Source organism: Vibrio sp. Vb0349, from assembly GCF_033338975.1.
Map to the genome: position 1 here is coordinate 297,407 of NZ_JAWOTS010000004.1, position 22,157 is coordinate 319,563.

The following is a 22,157-nucleotide window of genomic DNA, read 5'->3' on the forward strand; positions in this document are numbered from 1 at the left end:
AGGTTTGTAGAAAGCTTGATGACGAAAACGCCTAACGCTTCAATTGACAAGAGTTATAAACAAATTGGTTCGTAGTGGGCTGCCGTTAAGTTGGCTTTGATTTTTTCACGTAGAGCGATGTGGGCTGGGTTGTTTACCTCTCGCTTATGGTAGACGAACTTGTAAGGGATAGAGCGTATCGAAATGGGGCAGGGCAAAATTTGAAGTTTGAGCGCTTTGCTCCACTTGTTTGCAAAAGATTGAGACACGATCCCTAAACTGTCTCTTTGGGCGACATACAGCGCCATGCCCGCTAGCGAAGATGTGATCAAGTCGACTTTTCTTTCTTGAATAGTTTCCTTTGCTAGTTGCTCGAACCCCGACATGTTGTTCCATTTTCCTGAAAATAAACAGTGAGTTTCCTCATAAAATTGCTCTTTTGTGAGCGTGCCGTGTACACGGGGATGGTTCTCACGACAGATAACCACGGCTTCTTCCTCATAGGCATCTTCAATAATAAACGCTGCATCTTTTGTGATCACCGTATCGATTACTAGATCGACTTTTTGTTGTCTTAACAGCTCAAATAATAGGAATTTTTCGGGTGGTGATTCATAAAAAATAGTGTTCTTTATCGGGTCCATAATGTGCAACAAAATTTCCGAACAACACACTTCAAAATGATTTTTATCAGATATCGCATTGTCAATAATATTAACCGCTTGCTGCAATTGCGGCAGTAATTGATAAGCGGTGGAGGTTAGTGCGATCCCTCGTCCTTTTTTAACGAATAATTGCTTATCTACGACTTGCTCTAAACGCTTTATTGCAGCGCTCACAGCAGGTTGTGTAAGCCCTAATTGTTCCGCGGCTTTTGTATAAGATTGAAACTCCGCAACAACAAGAAAAGTTTGGATCAAATTCAAGTCCATAACGTCACTCATAAATTTAATTTATAGGTTAACTAATTTTGACTGCATTTATCGCCTGAAATTAGTGCTTTATCTTATATCAACAATGGTATTGAAAAGCGAATACCATTTCTACGCACTAGCGAACTCTTGGAGATAATATGAAAAATGCGACCAAAACGAGCAGTAAAAAACTCGTACTTAACGCATGTACGTTAGCTTTGGGCGCTGCATCTGCAGTTGCACATGCAGCGGACAAACCCAACATTCTTGTCATCTTTGGTGATGATGTTGGTTACTGGAACCTTAGTACCTACAACCAAGGCATGATGGCGTACAACACGCCAAACATCGATAGCATTGCTAAAGAGGGTGCGAAGTTCACTAACTTCTACGCACAGCAAAGCTCGACAGCAGGCCGTTCTGCATTCATCACTGGTCAAATGCCAAAACGTACAGGTCTATCAAAAGTGGGCTTACCAGGCGCTCCGGAAGGTATCTCGGAAAAAGATCCGACGATTGCAACCGTGCTTAAGCAAATGGGTTACGCAACCGGACAATTTGGTAAGAACCATTTAGGTGACCGAGACGAGCATCTTCCTACCAACCACGGTTTTGATGAATTCTTCGGCAACCTATACCACTTGAACGCAGAAGAAGAGCCAGAGAACGTGGATTACCCTAAAGATCCGGAGTTCAAGAAGAAATTTGGCCCTCGTGGCGTTATCCATTCTTACGCTGACGGCAAAATCGAAGATACCGGTCCACTTACGCGTAAGCGTATGGAAAATGTTGATGGTGAGTTTCTTGATGCCGCAGAAAGCTTCATAGAAAAACAAGTAAAAGCGGACAAGCCGTTCTTTACTTGGTTTAACACCACTCGCATGCACAACTTCACACATGTTCCTGAAGAATACCAAGGTAAAACAGGTGCCGGTTTCTACGCGGATGGTGTTAAGCAGCACGATGACCAAATCGGTCAGCTACTTAACAAGATCAAAGAGTTAGGTGTGGATGACAATACAATCATTGTTTACACCACTGACAACGGTCCTATGGTTGATTTGTGGCCGGATGCAGGGATGACACCGTTCCGATCAGAGAAAAACACTGGCTGGGAAGGGAGTTTCCGTGTGCCAATGTTGATTAAATGGCCTGGAAAAATTGAGGCAGGTAAAACATTCAACGGCATGATGTCATTAGAGGACTTTTTCCCGACACTAGTTGCTGCGGCAGGTGATACCAAAGTTAAAGACGAACTACTAAAAGGCAAAAAAGTTGGTGATATGGACTACAAAGTTCACCTAGACGGTTACAACCAATTGCCATATTTAACGGGTAAGTCAGACAAATCCGCACGAAATGAGTTCGTTTACTGGAGCGACGACGGCGATCTTGTGGCATTGCGCCAAGGAAAGTACAAGTTCCACTTTATGATTCAAGAGAATGAAACGGGTATGGATGTATGGCGTAAGCCGTTCACTAAACTTCGTGTGCCACTGATCTTTGACTTGAGCATTGATCCATTTGAACGAGGCGATCAAGGCATGGGTTATTCTCGTTGGATGTACGAGCGTTCATTCTTAATGATGCCAGCAATGGATACAGTGAAAGAGGTGATGGGTACATTCAAAGAATTCCCTCCTCGTATGGAAGCAGGTTCGTTCGTACCTAAGTCTTCTAAGTAAATTAAGATTATATAGCGCTTTTTGGAGCGCTATATACCCAAATAGCTTCACTTTTGCTGCACAGCGCTCACGAGGTTATTTGGGTATATGTAATAGTGAGAAACGTATGAGTAAGATTTCCCCTCGCCATTCTACTACTATGCCTATTGTTCCTCTTAAAACGGCGTCTAAAGCGCCTGTTCTGGGCGCGTATGACCGTCGATTCCATGTGATGGCAAAGCCAGGCGGAGCAAAGTGCAACATCGATTGTCAGTACTGCTTTTATCTGCATAAAGAAAATCTACTGCACCAAGAAAAGCAGCCAAAAATGGACGACGCAACACTGGAAGCGTTCGTGAAAAGCTATATCGAAAGTCAGGATGGCGAAGAAATTGTATTCTCATGGCAGGGCGGGGAGCCGACGCTGCTTGGGTTGGACTATTTCCGCAATGTCGTAGCTTTGCAAAAGAAATATCAGCCGAAAGGCGTTCGCATTGAAAACGACCTTCAGACCAACGGCATTTTGCTAAACGATGAGTGGTGTGCGTTTTTAAAAGAGCACAACTTCCTAGTTGGCTTGTCGATTGATGGACCACGAGAGCTGCACGACAAATATCGCAAAACCCGCAGCGGTAAGCCAACGTTTGATCTCGTGATGAAAGCGGTAGATAAGCTCAAAGCGCATGGCGTGAAATTCAACGCGTTGGTCACGGTGAATCGTCACAATGCGAAATACCCGCTCGAAGTATATCGATTTTTAACCCAAGAATTGGGTGTGACTTATATTCAGTTTGCGCCGGTGGTAGAAGCCAACAACTTCCAAACAACCGCGCCGCAGTTTTGGAACGAACAGATGATCCCAACCAAAGGCAGTGATCTGGCTAAACCGGGGCATCCAATGTCGATTGTAACGGATTGGTCAGTCGATCCTGAAGACTGGGGACGCTTTTTAATGGCGACCTTTGAAGAGTGGGTGAATAACGATCTTGGCCGTGTGCTGGTTAATCTGTTTGAAACCGCGGTGGCGCAAGTAATGGGGAAACCGTCTCAGCTTTGCGTGACGGCGGAGTTTTGTGGCAAAGGGTTGGCGATTGAGCACAATGGCGACGTGTTCAGTTGCGACCACTATGTGTATCCAGAATACAAACTCGCCAACATTCATGAACACTCACTGAATGAAATGGCCTTCTCTACAAGACAATATACTTTTGGCATGGCAAAACGCGATTCATTGCCGACGTATTGTAAGCAATGCCCTTACTTGCCTTATTGTTGGGGTGAGTGCCCAAAAAACCGTTTGATCAAAACGCCGAATGGTGAGAGTGGTCTAAACTATTTGTGTTCGGGAATCAAAATGTTCTTTGATTATGCGTTACCGATGTTGGTTGGTCTTGCACAACTTCTCCAATCTCAAGAACCGCAAAGATAACATAGTGAATATAACCTTAAGTTATTTCATTTGTTCTTATACTTAACTATCGAAAAGACGGCTTAAACCATTGAAAAGGTATCCTATGAACCACGCACAACAAGCGATAAAAGAACTCATCGAACAAACAGAAAAAAGCGTCATTGGACAAAGCCACGTGGTTCGAGCTTTAGTCATCGGGTTATTAACAAATGGGCATATTCTGCTAGAAGGTTTACCGGGAACGGCAAAAACACGTTCCGTAAAATCGTTGGCGAACTTGTTAAACACCAGTTTTGGTCGAATCCAGTTTACGCCGGATCTTTTACCATCTGACGTGACGGGTACTGAGGTTTATCAAGAGCTGGATGGTAAGCCGCAACTCCATTTTCAGCCAGGGCCAATTTTTAACAGCATTGTACTTGCTGATGAGGTCAACCGTGCACCAGCCAAAGTACAAGCGGCACTGCTTGAAGCCATGGCCGAAGGCACAATCACAGTAGGCGATAAAACTCACGTATTGCCAGACTTATTTATGGTGCTTGCAACGCAAAACCCTGTAGAGCAAGAGGGCACGTACCCGCTGCCAGAAGCGCAAATGGACCGCTTTATCATGAAGGTTACCGTCGATTATCCAGAAGATGACGCCGAACGTGACATCATTCGTTTGGTGCGCAGTGAAGAATTGGGTGCGGAAACCAGCAGCGAAATTATTACGCCAAAACACATCGAGCCAGACGTGGTGCTAGAAGCGCGCCGTCAGTTACCAAACATCGTGGTATCGGACCTAGTGGAAAACTACATCGTTGCGTTAGTGATGGCGACTCGTAAGCCAGAGCGTTATGCCGATTCAAACTTAGCAAAATGGATTGAGATTGGCTCTAGTCCTCGTGCTTCCATCGCACTCGACAAATGCGCTCGTGCGTATGCGTGGATGCAAGGACGTGACCATGTGACTCCTGACGATGTGCGTGCCATGGTTCCGTCTGTATTGGGCCACCGTTTTTCTTTGACCTACGATGCACTGGCAGATGGGGTCGATCATCAACGAGTCGTACAAGAGCTGCTAGATTGTGTAGAAATTGGGTAAGTGGGAGGCATTATGGCTAAGCCAACTCTTGCGCCAAAATCACAGGGGATGGATCCCCGTTTGTACTGCGATTATGCTCGTTTAGTACGTCTGCAAGCACAAGCAGAATCATTCAGTTTACTTCCTCATCTAAAAGCGGGTAGCGTACTCTCTGGCCGACACAATTCGTTGTTTCGCGGTCGTGGATTGAACTTCGAAGAGCTGCGCCATTACCAATTGGGTGACGATATTCGTAACCTTGATTGGAAAGTTACGATGCGTACAGGTAAGCCGCACGTGCGCAGCTATACAGAAGAAAAAGATCGCAACGTAATCGTGTGTGTCGACCAGAGAAGCACAATGTTTTTTGCTTCGACGCAAGTAATGAAATCAGTTGTCGCGGCAGAGATCGCAGCGATGTGTGGGTGGCGAGTATTAAAAGATGGCGACCGAGTCGGTTTTGTCATCGCATCCCCGCAGGCGTTGTTTCACAGCAAGGCACAGCGTTCGCAAAACGATCTTCTGGCGCAACTTAAACGTCTCGCTAAAGCCAATCAATCGCTCAATGTGGACTCCTGCAATTCCGAAAAAGTAACGTTCAGTCAATGGATTGAGCTTATTAAACGCATGAAGCCCAAGCAATCCACTTTGATTTTTATCAGCGACTGGAGCGACTGCGAGGAGCACCACCTTGATCACCTTAAACAGCTACAACAGCACAACGATGTTCTTGCAGTGATGGTCAGTGACCCATTAGAACAAGCGCTACCAGACGATTTGGCAAAATCGAAATGGGTGGTTGGTGATGGGCAGTATCAACTCAATTTAGACAGCAAAGCAAAGGTAGAAGCTGCGAGCGCAAAGCTTGAGGCTCGAACTAGCTTACAGCGTCAATCACTCTCTCAACTTATGGCGATGAAACACCTTCCGCACATCGAACTCGATACGACAGGTGAGCACATTAAACAATTCCAAAAACTGGTAGGAGGGCGTTAAATGAGTGATCTTCCTACACCTCCAAGTACCTACATACTCAGAGAGCTGCATGATGTGGCCGTACCATCTAGCGTGAGTTGGTACCCGCAAACTATTGGCTGGAAAATTTTAGCGGCGGTTGCGTTCATTGCATTGGTATATTTCGCATATCGCTTGGCTCGGCAATGGTGGCATAATCGTTACCGAAAAGAAGCTCTACTGGCGATTTCGCAAATCAACCCGAGCGACAAAGACATGCCAAAAGTATTGTTCTCTGTGCTTAAAATAGTGCTGATTCATATTGATAGCCGCAACGCGAAATTGTTTGATACCGCCTTTCTGCGCAAGCTCGATGCGCTGTATCCGCAAACCAGAGACTCTCAAGCAAACTCGCAAATGGTTTTTAACGATGAGCTTTCAAAGTGCTGGCTACAAAGTATTGTTGACCCAAGCGTTACGCTAACCAACGAAGAGCGAGTAACGCTTATTGCTCGTGCGAAAAACTGGGTGAGTGAGCACCGTTGTGATGCTCAAAAAAGCGCGGCAAATAAATCACCACGATTGAAACGCAAAGCACATCAGGGAGGTCAACATGAATGATCTTCTTGCATCGATAACTGGTTTGTCTGGTTTTGAATTTGCTCACCCAATGTGGTTTCTGGTTTTGCCCTTGCCCTTGCCGTTGGTGGTGTACTACTTGGTGCCTGCATATCGCACTAAGCAAATGGCGATCAAAGTGCCGTTTTTTAGTCAGCTGGTGGAAGCGATTGGCGAGACGCCATCAGAAGGTGCAAGCCAGTTGATCCCGAGTTGGTGGCAACGAGCAACGTTAATTCTCTCATGGCTTTTGGTGGTGTGTGCGATGGCAAAACCCACCGTATTAGGCGAGCCTCAAGTTCGCGAGAGTTTAGGGCGCGATGTGATGGTGGTGGTGGATCTTTCGGGCTCCATGGCCGAGCCAGATTTCACCTCACGTACAGGCGAAAAAATTTCTCGTCTTGATGCGGCAAAAGAAGTGCTGTCGGAGTTTGTTCAGTCTCGTAAAGGTGACCGATTAGGCTTGGTGCTTTTTGGTGATGCTGCTTTCGTGCAAACGCCATTTACCGCAGACCAAAAAGTGTGGCTCGAACTGCTTAACCAAACCGATGTGGCAATGGCAGGGCAGAGTACCCATCTTGGTGATGCGATTGGCTTAGCGATTAAAGTTTTTGAGCAAAGCGATAAGTCGCGTGGTGCTTTAGAACAAGATCAAAACCGTGAAAAAGTCGCGATTGTATTAACCGATGGTAACGACACGGGCAGTTTTGTTGAACCGATTGATGCGGCGAAAGTTGCGAAAGCCAAAGGCGTGCGAGTACACGTCATTGCGATGGGCGATCCGGAAACGATAGGTGAAACCGCGTTGGATATGGACACGATTCATCGCATTGCGAAAGAATCCGGCGGTGAAGCGTTTGAAGCACTCAACCGTGATGAACTATCGGCTGCCTACGACGAAATTGGCAAACTGGAACCTCAACTTTACGAAAGCACCACATACCGCCCAAAACAAAGCCTTCATCATTACTTGATGGCGTTAGTGGTCATCATGCATTTGCTCGCGTTCAGCGTCGCAACACTCAAAAGAAGGGCTGTTACACGATCATCATTAGGAGAGAGCGATGTTTGATTCTCTTAGTTGGACGCAATTCTTTACGCAGTTTCATTTTATTCGACCACTGTGGTTACTGGCTTTGGTCCCCATGTTTTTCTTGGTGTGGTTACGCTGGCGAGAAGAAAGCAAGCCAAGCTGGAAGGATATTCTGCCCGAACATTTACGCAATGCTTTGACGATAGGTGAGCGAGGTTGGCGTAAGCAACTGCCGCTTAAGCTCTTGATGCTGATTGTGTTCATCGCCATTGTGATTTGTGCAGGCCCAACGTGGCAACGAGAATCTTCTCCCTTTGGCGAAGATCAAGCCTCTCTGCTTGTGGTGCTTGATAACAGCGAATCGATGCTGCAAAAAGATCTCCCACCAAGCCGCCTTGAGCGTTCCAAACAGAAAATACGCGATTTGCTAGCCGTGCGAAAAGGCGGAAAAACGGGGTTAGTCGTGTTTGCGGGCAGTGCTCATGTCGCGATGCCTATAACTCAAGACAGTAAAGTATTTGACCCGTTTTTGGCGGCCATTACGCCAGAAATTATGCCCGTGCAAGGTAAGCTTGCCGAAAAAGCCTTGCCGTTAATTGACCAACAATTGCAAGGTCAACCAGGCTCTACCGTTCTGTTGGTGAGTGATGGCGTTAATCCAGCCACGATTGAGCAATACCAAGCGTATTTCTCGGGCAAATCTTATCAACTGTTAATTCTTGCGGCAGGGAATGCTGACATTGTGAGTAACAACCCAATGGATTTGGATTCTCTACAAGAACTGGCTAGTCAGGCTAACGGTCGATTGGTGGAAGTGACCGTCGATAATAGTGATATCGAGCAACTGAATCGATACGTTGAGCGCAATATGCAGCTTAATGGCGAATCTTCAATGCCTTGGAAAGACATGGGGTATCAACTTCTGTTCCCAATCGCGCTGATCATGATGCTGTGGTTTAGAAAAGGGTGGTTAGTGCAATGGTGTGTGATTGCGATGGTGAGCGGTACACTGTTGATGCCGACCAGTGCAATGGCGGAGAACATTTCTGTTAAAGCCGAGCAGCCACAAGTTGTGCAAAAAGTGACGGCTTTCGACAAGGTGGCGCAATGGTGGTGGGATTTGTGGCTGACGCCAGACCAACAAGGACAGCGTTTGTTCAACCAACAAGCGTATTTAGAAGCTGCAAAACACTTTGTCGATCCATTACGCAAAGGGACGGCGTACTACTACGCTAGCGAGTTTGAACTCGCCCACAGTGCGTTTTTGGAAATGCAAAACGACCCGTCCGAAGAGGTTCGAGATTACGGTCTTTATAATGCGGCGAGTGCATTGGCGCGTCAGCGTGAATATTTGGCTGCACGTGACTTGTTAAAATCCCTAGCCAACAAGCCAACGTTAAGCGAGAGGCTAAGACCGGATGTTGAGCATAACTTGAAAGTGATTGGTGGTATTGTAGAGGACATCAACCGGATGAGTGAGAGTCAGGCAGGAACGGAGCAAGAAGCATCAACCGAGCTAGGCGATAACCCTCAAACCGCAGAAGGGGCGGATGAAAAAACGTCAGCGGAGTTGATGATTAAAGAGACGTTAAGTGCAGACGACATCTTAGGTAGCCAAGAATTAGCCGACAAATGGTTAAAGCGAGTCGAAGCGGATCCTAAATACTTCTTAAATGCGAAGTTTCAGATTCAATTGCGTTCAATAGAAACCGGAGAATCAACCTCTACTGCGAACGAAAATACAGAGGAGGCGGTGCAATGATGAAAAGCCACCGTTTTACGCCCTTTGCTTTACCCTTGTGGTTAGTTATCTGTTTCGGTTTCCTCCTGAGCAGTAGTGTGTTGGCTCAAGATATTCGTGACGTTCAACGAGAGCATGGTGTTGAGTTACAAGCGTGGGTTGGCAAACAACCAACGGCTGGAGAGAAGCGTAAAACACCAAGTTTTAGCGTCAATGAGCAAGTTATTTTAACCATCGAAGTGGCAACGCCGCGTTGGTTTACGGGTGGTACGAGAATTGGCAATATTGAAATACCCAATGTTATCGCCAAACAGCGTAATCAACTAGCAACCAACTTTACTGAGCAAAAAGAGGGACAAACTTGGTCGCGTCAACGCTGGGAAGTGACTTTGTATCCACAAGCATCTGGTGATTTTGTGATTCCACCTGTCGCTGTGGGCGTTCAGGTGTCGGCGCCGGATGGCGAGAAGGTGTCAGGCACACTTTATACGCAGCCGATTAAGTTCAAAACTGTCTTGCCATCGGGATTGTTGAGCGGTGATACGCCTTGGTTTTCTGCAACGCACGTAGACGTAAAACAAGAGTGGGAAACCTCCACTGAGTCACTCAAAGTTGGGGATGCAATCACGCGTAAAATCACCATTTTGGCTCATGATTCGCTATCTGTGTTGCTACCAGACTTGTTGAAAGGAGAATCAACAACCCGTTACCAAGCGTATCCTCAACCGCACCGTCTTACAGATACGCAAACACGTGGTGACTACCAGTCAACACGCACAGAAGAGAGTGTGTACGTGATTCAACAAGGTGGTGAATTAACCCTGCCAGATTATGAGTTCCGTTGGTGGAACAGTAATACTCAACAAGTGGAAACGGTGGTGTTAGAGGGCAAAACATTTGCTGCGAAGCACACGTTGAAATCCTTCATCAAAACGTACTTTGCATGGATTGTATCCACGCTTGTATTTCTGGGTTTTGTGATTATTTCATTGGTAGCCATTAAACGTTACTACCGCAACAGACCGACACCAGCATGGCTGACGTTCCACCGTTTGTTAAAGGCTAAACGTTGGTCTGAAGCAAGGACCATATTGTACAAACAATTGCGTTTAAATACGGCCGAGCTAGAAATGACCAAAGCCGATACGAGTGAATCGTGGCAAAAAAGTGCGTCGCGAATGCAAAATGGTGAAAATAGCGCTCATTTACTGAAGTCGATGTGGCGCAAAATCCAAACCAAACAAAAGCGCTTTAAATTCCGTATTCCGCGAGCGTTACCAGAATTGGACAAAGTCATTGGAAGAGATGGCAATGAATAAAACGGGGCGCTAATATAGCGCCTCGTTTTTATTAAAGAATAGAGTTCAAATGAGCCAAGAGTTTATGCGCCGCGCATTGGAAGTGTCCAAAAATGCGCTTCCTGAATGTCAACCCAACCCGCCGGTTGGCTGCGTGTTAGTGAGAGACAATCAAATCGTTTCTGAAGGTCATACTCAAGCGATTGGTGGCAATCACGCGGAAGTGGAAGCGCTGAATGCCTATCAAGGCTCGTTAGAATCGGTGACGGCATACGTTACGCTGGAACCGTGTTCGTTTGTTGGTCGCACGCCAGCTTGCGCGGTGACATTAGTCAAATCCGGCATAAGCAAAGTCGTCGTAGCCATATTGGACCCCGACCCACGCAACAGTGGTCGAGGTATCGAGATTCTAAAACAAGCAGGTATAGAGGTAGAAACTGGTTTATGCGGCGAGGAAGTCAGCGAGTTTCTTACCCCTTACCTAGGCAAAGCCTAAGTCAAGCTTTACGTTGCACTACGGTGCCAGTTTATGTAGTGAATGAAGTGCGTCAAAATTGAGTTAAAACTCATTAAAACAAGCGATACCGCCCATTTATTGCACTTGGCTACGTGAAGGATCATGCTGTTAGATTAAAATAGAGAAAGTGACTTTTGAAAAATTTAATAGCATGAAACCGACCGATCTTAATCTTATCCCCATTTTCACTGCCATCTATGAAGAGCGTAACTTGTCTCGGGCGGCGGCGCGTTTAAACATCACCCAGCCTGCGGTGAGTAAAGCGCTAGCAAGGCTACGTGATATCTACGATGATCCATTGTTTCATCGTTGCGTTAAAGGTGTCGAGCCTACCTCGTTTGCGATGGATATTTATCCTGCTCTTCTTGCTTCAGTACAAAATTTCACTTCGACATTATCGGCCTCTAGTGAGTTTGACCCTAAAGTGTCGAATAGAGTGTTTTCTATTGCCTGTGTGTCCGTTGCAAGTTTTGAGTTGCTACCTCAAGTCATGAAACAAATCCGTGTGTCGGCGCCAAATGTTGCATTAGAAGTGCATCCGCTTTTTACGGAAGATTTTGAAAGTGATCTGCGGTTACAACGATACGATTTGATCATTGATATCACACCAAGAGCAAGAACGGTGCTAAAACTGGAAACTGTACTTACGGAGCGTTTGGTGGTGGTATGTAGCGAAGCGCATCCACGCCTGAATGACGAGATTACGGCTGAACAATTTTTTGAAGAAGAACACGTAGTGGTTTCGCAGTGGCAGAGTCGTAAGAGCTTGTTAAACGCAGATGACATTGTCGACTTGGATAAGAGAAAGATTAAGTATCGAGCCTCAGGCGTACTAGAAATGCTCCCAATTATTTGTGGTAGTGAATACATTGGTTTAATGCCAGAGTCGATGATCAACTTGTTCAATAACACCTATCATGTTAAATCTTTATCAATGCCATTTGATGAACAAATGTATGAGCTTTGTACAATCTGGCATCCTAGTCGCACAAACGACAGCGCCCATCAGTGGTTGCGTTCACAGATTAAGCAAGCAGGAAAAGTCATCAACCAATAGGAAGTGCAATGAAAAAGACAATACGTGCCATCCTTAACGGAAAAAAAGCTGGGAATTCAGAGTTAAGAGATGCAATCATGAAAATGAGAGAAAAAGGCATCGACGTACAGGTGCGTGTGACGTGGGAATCTCAAGACATGCCGCGGCTAGTGAAAGAAGCGGTTGATGAAGGCATTGAACGTATTGTTGTCGCTGGTGGCGATGGAACCGTCAATGAGGCGGCTTCTGCGGTTATTCAAATTGACGAAGAAAAACGCCCTGAGTTAGCCATTATTCCCCTTGGTACCGCCAATGACTTTGCTACCGCTATTCAAGTACCTAATTCCATTAAGGCGTCTTTATCTCTTGCTGTTGAGGGGCAGTCCGCTTTGGTCGATTGCGTCAAAGCGAACGATCGCTGCTTTATTAACGTGGCAACAGCAGGGTTTGGCGCAGAAGTTACAGCAGAAACGCCTGTTGAACTCAAAAACTTTCTTGGCGGTGGAGCTTACACGCTAACTGGTGTTGTAAAAGCACTTGGCTTTAAACCATATGACGGAACAATAACGATTGAAGGTGGTGCGTATCAGGGAGAAATGTTGCTCGGTGCGTTTTGTAATGGGCGCCTTGCTGGAGGTGGGCAAGAGTTAGCTCCAAAAGCGATGATTAATGATGGGCTGATGGATCTAACATTGGTGCGCCCATTTTTACCTCATGAGCTGCCTAAAGTAATCGACGAGATCAATAACCCGAGTGAGAAAGGAGAGTTTGTGAAGTACACAAGAGCAAGCTGGTTGGAGATAGACTTCCCGAATCCATTACCTCTTAATTTAGATGGAGAACCCTATCATTCGAGAACCATTAGATTTGATGTTCAGCCTAAGAGTATACGATTAGTCGTACCGCAAGATTGTCCTTGCTTGACTAGCTAAACGAGCGTTTTCCATGATTATTGCTTAACACAGCCACTAAAATGTGGCTGTGTTGCTTGTGTTGAGGTATCGTCAACTTCTTAACGTTTTTGAATGGTCTCAACGTCTATCTGCGTAGTTGTCCAATCTGAGTCAACCTCTCCTCGAATCATTACGGTATCTTTTGGTGTCACTTCTTGACCCATCCAATCTTCGTTGTCGATCTCTACTTCGATTTCACCAGTGTTGTCTTTGAACAAGTAAGTCTCGTTACCAAATGATTGAACAATATGCCCGGTTAGCACTACAGCGCTGTCGTCGGTTGCGTTGCGCGCCTCTTTCACCGTATTGATTGCACTGACTTCTGGGCCATTAAACGCGGCGAAAGCCGAGCTTGAAAGTAGGGCAAGCATGGATGTTAACAATACTCTTTTCATTATCCTCTCCTGATATTAGAAGTAATAAGTTGTGCCTACATTAAAGGATGCAGTGTTTGCGTAGCTGTCTAGTTGGTATTTTGCGTTTACACCTATGGTGAGCTTTGGCAACACTTGGTATTCCGCGCCCACAGAGAACATTGCGCCTAACTCGTTGCTTTTCTCCGAGCTATGGAAAAGCGTGTTGCTTATTTCCACATCGTCATTCGCGACAAGCTCATATTCTTGATGTTGAGCAACCTTGGCGTCGTATTGTGTGTAAGTTAAACCCGCTTTGAATTTTGTTGTCCATTTATCACTTAACGCATAGCTAAACACTGGTGCTAGCGAGACTTGTTTGGCTGTGATAGAGGCATCCCAATCCATTTCATGATGGTAATCTTTGCCATTAATTGTCTTGATACCAAGGTTCTTAGAACGGCCGTCATCAAGGTCAAACTGGCTGTAACCTAGCTCAATTGCCCAATTGTCATTAAACGAGTAACCGATAAAACCTGAGAAGATACCATCCTCAAGTTCTGGATTAAGCGTTACATTTTCAGATGAAAAGTGAGGTTCCAAGTCATGGTCAGTGGTGCCTAGTCCATATTCCAGACCTACATAAGGAGCCGCAGATACCGAAACTGAGCAGGTAACGAGTAACGCAAGAATGGTTTTGTTCATTTTATTTTGCCTCTTCAAATCAACTTAATGAGTAGAAGCGCATTGTGTGTGATGAAGCGTGAAGTGATCGTGAAGAAACGAAAATATTCCAGAAAAAGAGCAAGGTGCGGTAAAAAAGAAATTGTTTTAATGAACATGCGCCAAGCTCTTTGTATAAAGATCGTTAACTTGCGGCGACGTAACACACCGCAAATGGCACATTAAGGCGAGTAAACTCTTTAATCCAACGCCATTGGTTGTCTTGGAGTTTATCTCCTGGGCCTTTTACTTCAATCCATTCGAACTCGTTTCCTTTAAAAGCAATCAGATCAGGCATCCCATTGCGGTAAAGCTTTAGGTCACTCAATTGTATTTTAAATAGCGCCATCAACATGTTAGTTGGGATTGTATCGAGTGCTGTTTCGAGTAGTTCTTTACTTATTAAGCTCCAATGCACAAATGGATTGCTGATACCAAACTTCTCATCGTACTTTGTCAATAAAGTATTAGTGTTACCCGTTTCCAATTCGTCAAACGCCGCATCTATCAAAGCTTGGCGCTTGGTAACAAAATCCGAGTGATATAAATCTAAAGGACGGTGTTGATAAGCGTTAATGAATGCCCCTTCAATAGGAGCAAAAATCGCATCCCAAAAAGTGAGACCAAGTAATGCATTAAGCAGTGCATTTTCGGCGTAAAATACAGTCCAGCCTAAGGACTCAAAATACGCTTTGCTGGCGAGTTCGACTCTCTGTTGAGATAAATCCAGTTCAAGGCGGTATTCCGTACAGGTTGGCTTCGTCACTCTTGGCACTTTCTCGCCTTGTTTTCGTTTTAACCGTTGCTCAAGTTTTTGTGCAACTTCGATCTCAGACACATCGATCGGTGAGTTAAGCATATCTGTGACAATGTCACAAAATAAATCATCATGGTTTAATTTGTCATAGATACGTGCGCGTCGTTCTCGGCTCGGTGTGAGTTGAGTTTGGCCAAATAGATATAGGGCGGTCTCTAGATCATTAAGCCGTTCGTAATCACGTGCTATGTCATTCAACATGTGCTCGCGTTTACGATCTACGTAACGGTGTTTAACGGGCTGAGGCATTGCCTCAATTAATAAGTCGAGATTGGCTTTGTCTTTTCGGTCAAATTGCCAGTACAGGTTGGCCAACTGGCTCAGTTCAATTAAACGGTCTATTTGCTCACGTGAATCAAAGAAACGGCGCACTTTACTCAATTGATATTGCTCGAACTGATGCAAACCTAAGTCATCAAGCACAAACTGACTTAAGTCTTGATGGGTGTTGGCAAAAAACAGAGTGAGCAACACGTCGATCATATGAGCTGAATTGAGTTTGACGATCGTAAACTCAAGCCGCTCTATACGATCAAATTCCGCATTACTCAAACGTTCGACAAGGGCGTCTTTCTTGAGTGATTTCGGCAGTTCGGGATAAAGCGTGGAGATTTCTGGCTTGGTCAGTAAATTAGCCGCTAACTCTTGATGAGAAAGGGGTGGGGAAAGGGCTACAAACTCATGTTGACTCAATTCTGCCAGTGCTTCATTGATAGAAGGTATTTCTGGATAACTCAGCTTATCACTTCGAAACCAACATCCCTTTCGGCTGTATAAACGCACCAAAAGGCACTGGGCGTGTTTGCTCAAAGAATCAAACGAGCAAAGCCATGCGTGTTCTTCCTTGGTCAGTAAATCGCTGTACCAAGTTATTGCGTGATGAGTCAGCTTGAAGAAGTTCTCTAGATAGTAGTCTGGTGCAAGTTCGATAGGGCTTTCCATAAACGACCGATAACAAAAAAGGCTTAACCCATAGGTTAAGCCTTTTCGCTATCAAATCTATTCGCAATTATGCGTTTTTTAGCTGTGCTACTTTCGCTTCAGACAATGGCTTAGTGATGAACGCTAGTACGATACATACTGCCATCATTGCTGAAGAAATTGTGTAAGCCAAGGTGTAGCCGTCGCCATTTGTCATCGAGAAACCAACAACCGCTGCGCCGATTGCACCACCGATACCCCATGCTGTGTAAAGCACGCCGTAGTTAGTGCCGTAGTTTTTCAGACCGTAGAACTCAGCCGTTAGAGTAGGGAATACCGCTAGAAGTGTGCCGTAACCTACCGCTGCGATTGCTGTACCGATGATCAGTGTAAACTCAGAGTCGAACGTCGCGAACAGCACCATGTTTACGCCTTGTAGAACGAACGCGAGTAGAAGCGTACGAACACCGCCGATTTTATCTGCAAGCATACCCGCGGCAACACGACCGCCAGAGTTAAATACAGCAAGAATAGACGCTAGGTAAACCGCGTTTGGCAAGTTTGCTTGAACGCTTGCGATTGTCGTGATGTTACCAATGATCATTAGACCAACAGAAGCTGCAAACGCGTACATGATCCATAGAGAGTAGAACTGTGGCGTTTTCAACATTGCTTTCCAAGTTAAGTCATCTGACTTTTTCACCGCTTTAGGTGCTTGGCCTTCTTTTACTTTAGGCTCCGCAGGTGTGTAGTCTGCTGGTGGGTTGTTGATGGTTGCTGCAAGAGGAACTGCAATCGCTAGGATACCAACACCAAGAACCATAAAGCTAGTTTGAATGCCCATGCTGTCTATTAGCGCAGAAGTTACTGGCGCAAGGTAAATAGCCGCTAGACCAAAACCTGCCGCAATAATGCCGTTAACCATACCTTTCTTCGAAGCGTGGAACCACTTCATCGCAGAAGGTGATAGGCATGCGTAACCAAAACCGATACCTGCACCTGTGATCACGCCGAATGTAATGTTCAGCATGAGTGGAGAGTTCACAAAGCCAGAAGCGATCATGCCCAGACCTGTAAGAACAGTACCTAGGATAAGGATCATTCGAGGGCCCATGCGGTCTTGAAGAATACCTGCAATAAGAAGACAGATAGAGAAAGTGATGGTTGCAGTTGCGTAAGGTGCAGAAGCTTCTGCAGCACTCCAGCCTGATTCAGTTACCAGTGCCTTGTTGAATACACTCCAAGCATACAGGATGCCAAGACAAAGGTTGATACAGAACCCTGCTAACAGGATGCGCATAGCTTTATCAATCTTGCTCATTTTTATTCTCAGTTTTTCCTCTTATTGGCAATGCCGCAAAGAAGGTTGGTTTAAAGATGTTTTTTCTCAAAATTAGTTTGCGTTTTTCAACGTTTAACGCAATGAGCGCGGATTATAACCAATAAATATGTGATTGGAATCTCTTTTTACGGTTACTGATAAAATAATTTGCAACATTAAAAGTGGATGTGAATTCATGGTTTTGTATGTAGTAAGAACGTTGTAAAAAAGTGATATTTTTTGTTCGCTAATAACGAATGATGAGTCAAGACAGAGAGGTTTTACGCTGTTGAGTGCACAGTTCACATTTCAAATAAAAAATTTCAAAATGTTTCCATGTTAACCATCTGTAACAAAAATGGCGAATTTATCATCTGACGGTCGTAAGTATCAGATGCAAAGGGTTTCTTAATTTTTAATTGTTAACCTTTTGTAATAATTGAAGCTGATTAGCTTTTGTGTTCATTAAGTGAGCAAAAAAGTAACTTGTAATTGCTGATTTTAGGCGCAAAATATAGTGAAAAATGAGTTTTCATTTATGAAGGGATGCTTTTTAGATTTGTTGTGAGGTGACTTATGAAACTGTTCCTATTACTCATGGCTTCGGTATCCGCTGGTATCGCATCAGCAGACCACATCCATTCATTTATGTTGGGCTTATCCATTGCTTCTTTAGCGGTAGGGAGCTGTTATTTCTTCGCATTTCGCAGCTCGCGCTTTCCACAGCTTGCTTTATTCCTACTCATTTGCGGTATGCTTTCTAAGTTGACGATAACCGTAGTCGGTGTGATGTGGGGAATGTCCGCGGAATTAATCACGTCTCCAATCGTATTCGCACTTTCATATTTATTCTTTTCGCTTGCCGTTACCTACTTATGGTTTAGCTACAGAGAGAGCATCACTAAGATTCCTGACCGATTTAAGTCAGCGTAAATCATCACATTAGAATAAAAAAACGCCAGCACATTTGCTGGCGTTTTTAATTAAACGTAATTTTGTTCGGATATTGCTTTTAGTTTGATCGTGGCAATACCGTTAGGCACTCATTGGAACAAGCACCATAGTACCAATAATCACCGTGATAAGGCCTGCTAGAACTGGAACGGATGTGCGTTTTACAACCTCAAACGGGCTGATGTTTGCCATACCTGATGTCGCAACGATTACGCCAGATACTGGTGAGATAGTACGGCCTAGGTTTGATGCTTGAAGCATCGGGATAATTAGGAACGCAGGGTTTAATCCCATTTTAGCAGCTAAAGATGGTGCTAACTCCACGAACGCATAGAAAGGCGCGTTACCCGAACCCGTTGCAATTGCTGCTGCAACTGTCAATGCAGTTAGAATAAGCATTAAAGCAACGCCGCCTGCACCAGCATTATCTGCTAGATGAAGTAGGTTATCGATAGCACCGATAGACATCAGACCTTGTGCAAAAACCCCTGCGGCAACCAAAAGCATCACAACGCCTTTGAACGCGTCAGCCATGCCTGCGTAACAAGAATCTAAATCTTCTAGTGATTTCTTACCATCGAACTTATTTACAACATAATGGATCAGAGCTCCAAGGAAAATCGAACCAACCACAATAGTGTAGATGTCTAGACTAAGTCCTGGAATGGTACGACCGTTGAATAGGAAAACGCCGATGATAGGTAGAAATGGAAGAGCTGCATAAAACGCTGGTGCGTCAGCTTTGATCTCTGATACATCAATTTTTTCCATTGGCGTATTTTCTTTCTTATCTAAGTATTTGTTCCAGAAGAACGCTGCCGCTGCCATGACGATGATTGCGCAAATAGAAACAGGCAACACAGTTTGTACCGCAAACACATCAAGCTCTAAACCAGACTTTTCTGCTGCGATAACAACATCACCAGAAGTAGGAGAAAGGATGATTGCCGCTGGAGAGGCACACACTGCAACGGCTGCTGGACGAGAAATGCCCATCGCGACCATCATAGGGAATAGTGTCGCCATTAATAGTACGCCAAGGCCTGTTGCAGAACTTACCGCAAGAGACATTAAACACGCCACAATGTAAGCCGCTACCAAAAGGACGTAAGGAGACTTGATGACAGAAAGCGGTTTAGAGAACTGTTTCACTACCACGTTGTTCGCGCCGATATGAGTCATGTATGACGCAAAACCACAAAGCAGCATGATTTGCATACCAAGACCGCCACCGCGGTATTGAAGCATGTATTTCACGTATTCAAGCGCATCTGTCACCATGTTACCAGTTGAGGTGATTTTTGACGGCAGCACGTCGTGCCCCAAAACGCCAGTCATAAGAAGTAAAGCAATACCAGCTGTCAGTAACACGCCCGCAGCTTTATAGCCTTTGACAATAAAGTAACCCACCGCAATGGTAACCACTAAGCCAATTAAGAGCTCTAACATAGGGATCTCCGAATGTTATGTAAAAAAGAAAGAAACTGTTTCAGTTTATGACAAGGAATTTACAGAATTCTTAGCTGTGGCACGAGACAAATATGGGGCTTGCATGATCTGAGACAAATAATAATTTAATAAATAATTTCGTTAGATTGTATTGTTGGAATTTGGTTTTCTAAGTGTTATATGCTGGTTTGAAGCTATTTATAGGAAGGAAAATATGACTAGGAAAGTGAATGAATAATGAGTGAATTGATTCACAATAGGAAAAAGACTTTACTCAATAAGCAATTATTGGAAAACACTCTTCACAACAAAAAAGCTTCGCGGAAGCGAAGCTAAGTAATCGTAAGAATGAGGATAAACTATGCGTATCGACGAACCATAAGGTTCCAACTACGTTGCTGCCGTTCGAACTCTGCTTTAATTTGCTGGTACTTCATTTTCGTTACAGAACATTCGTATTTTTTTACCACACTGGCAGTTTTGGCACCGAGTACTTCTTTGCGCATCTCGTAGTATTCCTGCATGTGATGAACTAGAGTATCAAACTCGTGCTGTAGTTGATCGAGGATCGTTTGCGTATTCGGTTTCGATTCTAGCTTTTCTCTTGCTTTCTTCAAAAGTTGACTCGCACGGGCTTTTTCAATTCTAAATGTAGGCGTTGTGCGCAACTTAGATGTGAGTCCTAGCCAAGAACATGACTTTATCAACCACTTCGTTGGGTCGTAATGCCACCAATACACGCCATTGCGATAGTCATTCTCGAAAATATGATGGAAATTATGGTAACCCTCTCCAAATGTGAAAAAGGCGAGTACACCATTATCGCGAGCAGTGTTTTTGTCTGTGAAAGTTTGCTTACCCCAAATATGTGCGAGGGAGTTAATGAAAAAAGTCGTATGGTGACTCATAAAGAGTCGAGCCGCACCAACGACCAATAACATCCCCCAGATATCACCGTAGATCAGTCCGAGCATGACTGGGAAACCAATATTAGTCAGTAGGGCAAGTGGAACATAATACTTATGCTGCCACATGACGATTTTGTCGCGCTTTAGGTCACGGCAGTTTGTATATTCGTTTTCCTTTGATTTATTGTAATCACGTAACATCCACCCAATGTGAGAATACCAAAAACCCCGCTTGGCTGAGTACGGATCTTTATCGTTATTGTCGACATGTTTGTGATGCACACGATGATCAGAAGACCAATGTAATGCACTATTTTGCAAAGAAAATGCTCCTCCAATCGCAAAAATGGCGCGCAAAATAGGATGAGCTTCGTACGTTTTGTGGCTCCAGAGACGATGATAGCCTGCTGTAATAGAAAGGTTAGTAAAACTAAATGCAATCACTCCCCAAATTAGATGTTCCCAACCTAGTCCAAAATGATATGCATACCAAGGCATTACAATAAAAGTCAGAACAAAACTGGCAGAAAATATTAATGTATTCAACCAGATAACAGGTGGTTTGTTTTGAGTCACAGATGTATCCCTAACTTTGAGCTAACAACTGTTCGCCAGAATATCAGCGTACACATGTAAGTCAAATTAAAGTTAGACAAATGTGACTATTCCTTTGGGTGTAGATTAAGGAACTTGATGGGATATTTTGCTTTTAATTGAATAATGAGTAGTATTAAAAAGCGAGCTCTGGCTTAAGGTGTATAAAATCTGCCAAGAAACAAGTGTTATAAAGGTGGAATATACCGAGACTCTATAAACAGAAGCAAAAATGTAAGAAAATAGGAATACGTAATGGATTTACGATTAGCGGAATATAAGGACTACGAGCGCATTGCGCATCTTCATGCGGATAGCTGGAAGCGTCATTACCGTGGCATTCTTAGTGATAACTATCTTGAGAAAGAAGCGATTGACGACAAACTACTGATTTGGCAAACCCGTTTGACCAACCCACCATTCAATCAGCACATTGTCTTGGCGGAGGAGGGAGGTTTGCTACTTGGCTTTGTTTGTGTGTTCGGCAACCATGATTTCGAGCGTGGAACCTTTATTGACGCATTGCATGTTGATGACAGTTACCGTGGTCGTGGGATTGGTAAGCAGCTATTACTTGCTGTCGCAGAATGGCAACAGCAGTACTTTAAAGACACAGGTCTTTATTTAGAAGTTGTGTCGCAAAACATTTCTGCGATTGAATTCTATCGCCACATTGGTGGACAAGAGGATCAAGAGCGAACTTGGCGCGCACCTGATGGCAAAGAGGTGTTAGAAAAAGTATTCCGTTGGAAGAACGCCCAGTCATTAGTTAGTGGGATTGAGGAAAACGTGATTTACTCCTAACCTAGCGTTCTAAAACATTAGATAAGAGCAGTCTCAACACTGCTCTTTTTTGTTTTCAGCCCTAAACCACCTACTTCAGTAGGTGGTTATCATCCGTTTCGGCTTTGCCTGTAAAACTACTCATGCTAA

General features: G+C 44.5%; 20 protein-coding genes. 13 read left to right on the top strand and 7 right to left on the bottom strand.

Features of this window, described 5'->3' with window-relative positions; genetic code table 11:
• Nucleotides 1-53: 53 nt before the first annotated feature.
• Complete coding sequence (locus R7Q47_RS07650) at nucleotides 54-911, bottom strand: LysR family transcriptional regulator (RefSeq protein ID WP_258474267.1); 858 nt, start codon at nucleotides 909-911, stop codon at nucleotides 54-56.
• A 140-nt stretch (nucleotides 912-1,051) separates the two neighbouring features.
• Here R7Q47_RS07650 and R7Q47_RS07655 point away from each other — a divergent pair, with 140 nt between their 5' ends.
• From R7Q47_RS07655 to yegS, 11 genes are all read left to right on the top strand, one after another.
• The gene (locus tag R7Q47_RS07655; protein WP_017635363.1) at nucleotides 1,052-2,578 is read left to right on the top strand and encodes an arylsulfatase; all 1,527 of its coding nucleotides are present in this window, start codon (nucleotides 1,052-1,054) and stop codon (nucleotides 2,576-2,578) included.
• A gap of 106 nt (nucleotides 2,579-2,684) precedes the next feature.
• A complete protein-coding gene (locus R7Q47_RS07660; RefSeq protein ID WP_033906479.1) occupies nucleotides 2,685-3,986 on the top strand; it encodes an anaerobic sulfatase maturase in 1,302 nt (433 codons plus the stop codon).
• Nucleotides 3,987-4,071: 85 nt separating this feature from the next.
• Nucleotides 4,072-5,055 carry an AAA family ATPase gene (locus tag R7Q47_RS07665; protein ID WP_005376549.1) on the top strand — a complete coding sequence of 328 codons (984 nt, stop codon included), beginning with the start codon at nucleotides 4,072-4,074 and terminating at the stop codon, nucleotides 5,053-5,055.
• A 12-nt stretch (nucleotides 5,056-5,067) separates the two neighbouring features.
• On the top strand, nucleotides 5,068-6,030 hold the full coding sequence (locus R7Q47_RS07670; protein ID WP_248486384.1) for a DUF58 domain-containing protein: 963 nt from the start codon (nucleotides 5,068-5,070) through the stop codon (nucleotides 6,028-6,030).
• Nucleotides 6,031-6,609, top strand: coding sequence for a DUF4381 domain-containing protein (locus tag R7Q47_RS07675; protein ID WP_017635361.1), 579 nt, complete (start codon nucleotides 6,031-6,033; stop codon nucleotides 6,607-6,609).
• Entirely contained in the window at nucleotides 6,602-7,678 is a 1,077-nt protein-coding gene (locus tag R7Q47_RS07680) for a VWA domain-containing protein (protein WP_318088859.1), read from the top strand. Before R7Q47_RS07675 ends, R7Q47_RS07680 begins: the two co-directional genes overlap by 8 nt.
• Nucleotides 7,671-9,401 (top strand): vWA domain-containing protein, encoded by a 1,731-nt coding sequence (locus R7Q47_RS07685; protein ID WP_248486383.1) that lies wholly within the window; start codon nucleotides 7,671-7,673, stop codon nucleotides 9,399-9,401. Before R7Q47_RS07680 ends, R7Q47_RS07685 begins: the two co-directional genes overlap by 8 nt.
• Nucleotides 9,398-10,699 (top strand): BatD family protein, encoded by a 1,302-nt coding sequence (locus R7Q47_RS07690; RefSeq protein ID WP_248486381.1) that lies wholly within the window; start codon nucleotides 9,398-9,400, stop codon nucleotides 10,697-10,699. Before R7Q47_RS07685 ends, R7Q47_RS07690 begins: the two co-directional genes overlap by 4 nt.
• Nucleotides 10,700-10,748: 49 nt before the next feature.
• Nucleotides 10,749-11,174, top strand: a complete 426-nt coding sequence (locus R7Q47_RS07695; protein ID WP_132937209.1) for a bifunctional diaminohydroxyphosphoribosylaminopyrimidine deaminase/5-amino-6-(5-phosphoribosylamino)uracil reductase RibD — start codon at nucleotides 10,749-10,751, stop codon at nucleotides 11,172-11,174.
• Between the two features lie 172 nt (nucleotides 11,175-11,346).
• The gene (locus tag R7Q47_RS07700) at nucleotides 11,347-12,252 is read left to right on the top strand and encodes a LysR family transcriptional regulator (RefSeq protein ID WP_005376541.1); all 906 of its coding nucleotides are present in this window, start codon (nucleotides 11,347-11,349) and stop codon (nucleotides 12,250-12,252) included.
• 8 nt (nucleotides 12,253-12,260) lie between these two features.
• Nucleotides 12,261-13,163, top strand: coding sequence for a lipid kinase YegS (gene yegS / locus R7Q47_RS07705; RefSeq protein ID WP_154204310.1), 903 nt, complete (start codon nucleotides 12,261-12,263; stop codon nucleotides 13,161-13,163).
• 80 nt (nucleotides 13,164-13,243) lie between these two features.
• Here the strand turns inward: yegS and R7Q47_RS07710 are convergent, their stop codons facing one another.
• From R7Q47_RS07710 to R7Q47_RS07725, 4 genes are all read right to left on the bottom strand, one after another.
• Nucleotides 13,244-13,579: a YgiW/YdeI family stress tolerance OB fold protein gene (locus R7Q47_RS07710; protein ID WP_017635355.1), complete on the bottom strand. Its 336-nt coding sequence runs from the start codon at nucleotides 13,577-13,579 to the stop codon at nucleotides 13,244-13,246.
• A gap of 15 nt (nucleotides 13,580-13,594) precedes the next feature.
• On the bottom strand, nucleotides 13,595-14,242 hold the full coding sequence (locus R7Q47_RS07715; RefSeq protein ID WP_248486378.1) for an AcfA family outer membrane beta-barrel protein: 648 nt from the start codon (nucleotides 14,240-14,242) through the stop codon (nucleotides 13,595-13,597).
• A gap of 163 nt (nucleotides 14,243-14,405) precedes the next feature.
• Nucleotides 14,406-16,019: a VRR-NUC domain-containing protein gene (locus tag R7Q47_RS07720; RefSeq protein WP_248486376.1), complete on the bottom strand. Its 1,614-nt coding sequence runs from the start codon at nucleotides 16,017-16,019 to the stop codon at nucleotides 14,406-14,408.
• Nucleotides 16,020-16,086: 67 nt separating this feature from the next.
• On the bottom strand, nucleotides 16,087-17,319 hold the full coding sequence (locus R7Q47_RS07725) for an OFA family MFS transporter (RefSeq protein WP_005388232.1): 1,233 nt from the start codon (nucleotides 17,317-17,319) through the stop codon (nucleotides 16,087-16,089).
• Between the two features lie 576 nt (nucleotides 17,320-17,895).
• On the opposite strand from R7Q47_RS07725, the gene R7Q47_RS07730 reads away from it, so the two are divergent.
• Nucleotides 17,896-18,252, top strand: coding sequence for a hypothetical protein (locus R7Q47_RS07730; protein WP_005376535.1), 357 nt, complete (start codon nucleotides 17,896-17,898; stop codon nucleotides 18,250-18,252).
• Between the two features lie 102 nt (nucleotides 18,253-18,354).
• On the opposite strand, the gene dcuC is transcribed toward R7Q47_RS07730, so the two are convergent.
• Together dcuC and R7Q47_RS07740 are read right to left on the bottom strand one after the other, a co-directional pair.
• Nucleotides 18,355-19,722, bottom strand: coding sequence for an anaerobic C4-dicarboxylate transporter DcuC (dcuC, locus tag R7Q47_RS07735; RefSeq protein ID WP_005376528.1), 1,368 nt, complete (start codon nucleotides 19,720-19,722; stop codon nucleotides 18,355-18,357).
• Between the two features lie 359 nt (nucleotides 19,723-20,081).
• The gene (locus R7Q47_RS07740) at nucleotides 20,082-21,206 is read right to left on the bottom strand and encodes an acyl-CoA desaturase (RefSeq protein ID WP_017821552.1); all 1,125 of its coding nucleotides are present in this window, start codon (nucleotides 21,204-21,206) and stop codon (nucleotides 20,082-20,084) included.
• Between the two features lie 273 nt (nucleotides 21,207-21,479).
• Between R7Q47_RS07740 and R7Q47_RS07745 the strand changes: the two genes are divergently transcribed.
• Complete coding sequence (locus tag R7Q47_RS07745; RefSeq protein WP_005376525.1) at nucleotides 21,480-22,028, top strand: GNAT family N-acetyltransferase; 549 nt, start codon at nucleotides 21,480-21,482, stop codon at nucleotides 22,026-22,028.
• The last annotated feature ends 129 nt before the right edge of the window (nucleotides 22,029-22,157 follow it).

Bases quoted from the DNA above. Each gene is read 5' to 3' on its own strand.
- R7Q47_RS07655 (WP_017635363.1), top strand. From the start codon at position 1,052: ATGAAAAATGCGACCAAAACGAGCAGTAAAAAACTCGTACTTAACGCA.
- R7Q47_RS07695 (WP_132937209.1), top strand. From the start codon at position 10,749: ATGAGCCAAGAGTTTATGCGCCGCGCATTGGAAGTGTCCAAAAATGCG.
- R7Q47_RS07700 (WP_005376541.1), top strand. From the start codon at position 11,347: ATGAAACCGACCGATCTTAATCTTATCCCCATTTTCACTGCCATCTAT.
- yegS (WP_154204310.1), top strand. From the start codon at position 12,261: ATGAAAAAGACAATACGTGCCATCCTTAACGGAAAAAAAGCTGGGAAT.
- R7Q47_RS07675 (WP_017635361.1), top strand. From the start codon at position 6,031: ATGAGTGATCTTCCTACACCTCCAAGTACCTACATACTCAGAGAGCTG.
- R7Q47_RS07665 (WP_005376549.1), top strand. From the start codon at position 4,072: ATGAACCACGCACAACAAGCGATAAAAGAACTCATCGAACAAACAGAA.
- R7Q47_RS07650 (WP_258474267.1), bottom strand. From the start codon at position 911: ATGGACTTGAATTTGATCCAAACTTTTCTTGTTGTTGCGGAGTTTCAA.
- R7Q47_RS07720 (WP_248486376.1), bottom strand. From the start codon at position 16,019: ATGGAAAGCCCTATCGAACTTGCACCAGACTACTATCTAGAGAACTTC.
- R7Q47_RS07660 (WP_033906479.1), top strand. From the start codon at position 2,685: ATGAGTAAGATTTCCCCTCGCCATTCTACTACTATGCCTATTGTTCCT.
- R7Q47_RS07670 (WP_248486384.1), top strand. From the start codon at position 5,068: ATGGCTAAGCCAACTCTTGCGCCAAAATCACAGGGGATGGATCCCCGT.
- R7Q47_RS07715 (WP_248486378.1), bottom strand. From the start codon at position 14,242: ATGAACAAAACCATTCTTGCGTTACTCGTTACCTGCTCAGTTTCGGTA.
- R7Q47_RS07725 (WP_005388232.1), bottom strand. From the start codon at position 17,319: ATGAGCAAGATTGATAAAGCTATGCGCATCCTGTTAGCAGGGTTCTGT.
- R7Q47_RS07730 (WP_005376535.1), top strand. From the start codon at position 17,896: ATGAAACTGTTCCTATTACTCATGGCTTCGGTATCCGCTGGTATCGCA.
- R7Q47_RS07710 (WP_017635355.1), bottom strand. From the start codon at position 13,579: ATGAAAAGAGTATTGTTAACATCCATGCTTGCCCTACTTTCAAGCTCG.
- R7Q47_RS07680 (WP_318088859.1), top strand. From the start codon at position 6,602: ATGAATGATCTTCTTGCATCGATAACTGGTTTGTCTGGTTTTGAATTT.
- R7Q47_RS07685 (WP_248486383.1), top strand. From the start codon at position 7,671: ATGTTTGATTCTCTTAGTTGGACGCAATTCTTTACGCAGTTTCATTTT.
- R7Q47_RS07690 (WP_248486381.1), top strand. From the start codon at position 9,398: ATGATGAAAAGCCACCGTTTTACGCCCTTTGCTTTACCCTTGTGGTTA.
- R7Q47_RS07745 (WP_005376525.1), top strand. From the start codon at position 21,480: ATGGATTTACGATTAGCGGAATATAAGGACTACGAGCGCATTGCGCAT.
- dcuC (WP_005376528.1), bottom strand. From the start codon at position 19,722: ATGTTAGAGCTCTTAATTGGCTTAGTGGTTACCATTGCGGTGGGTTAC.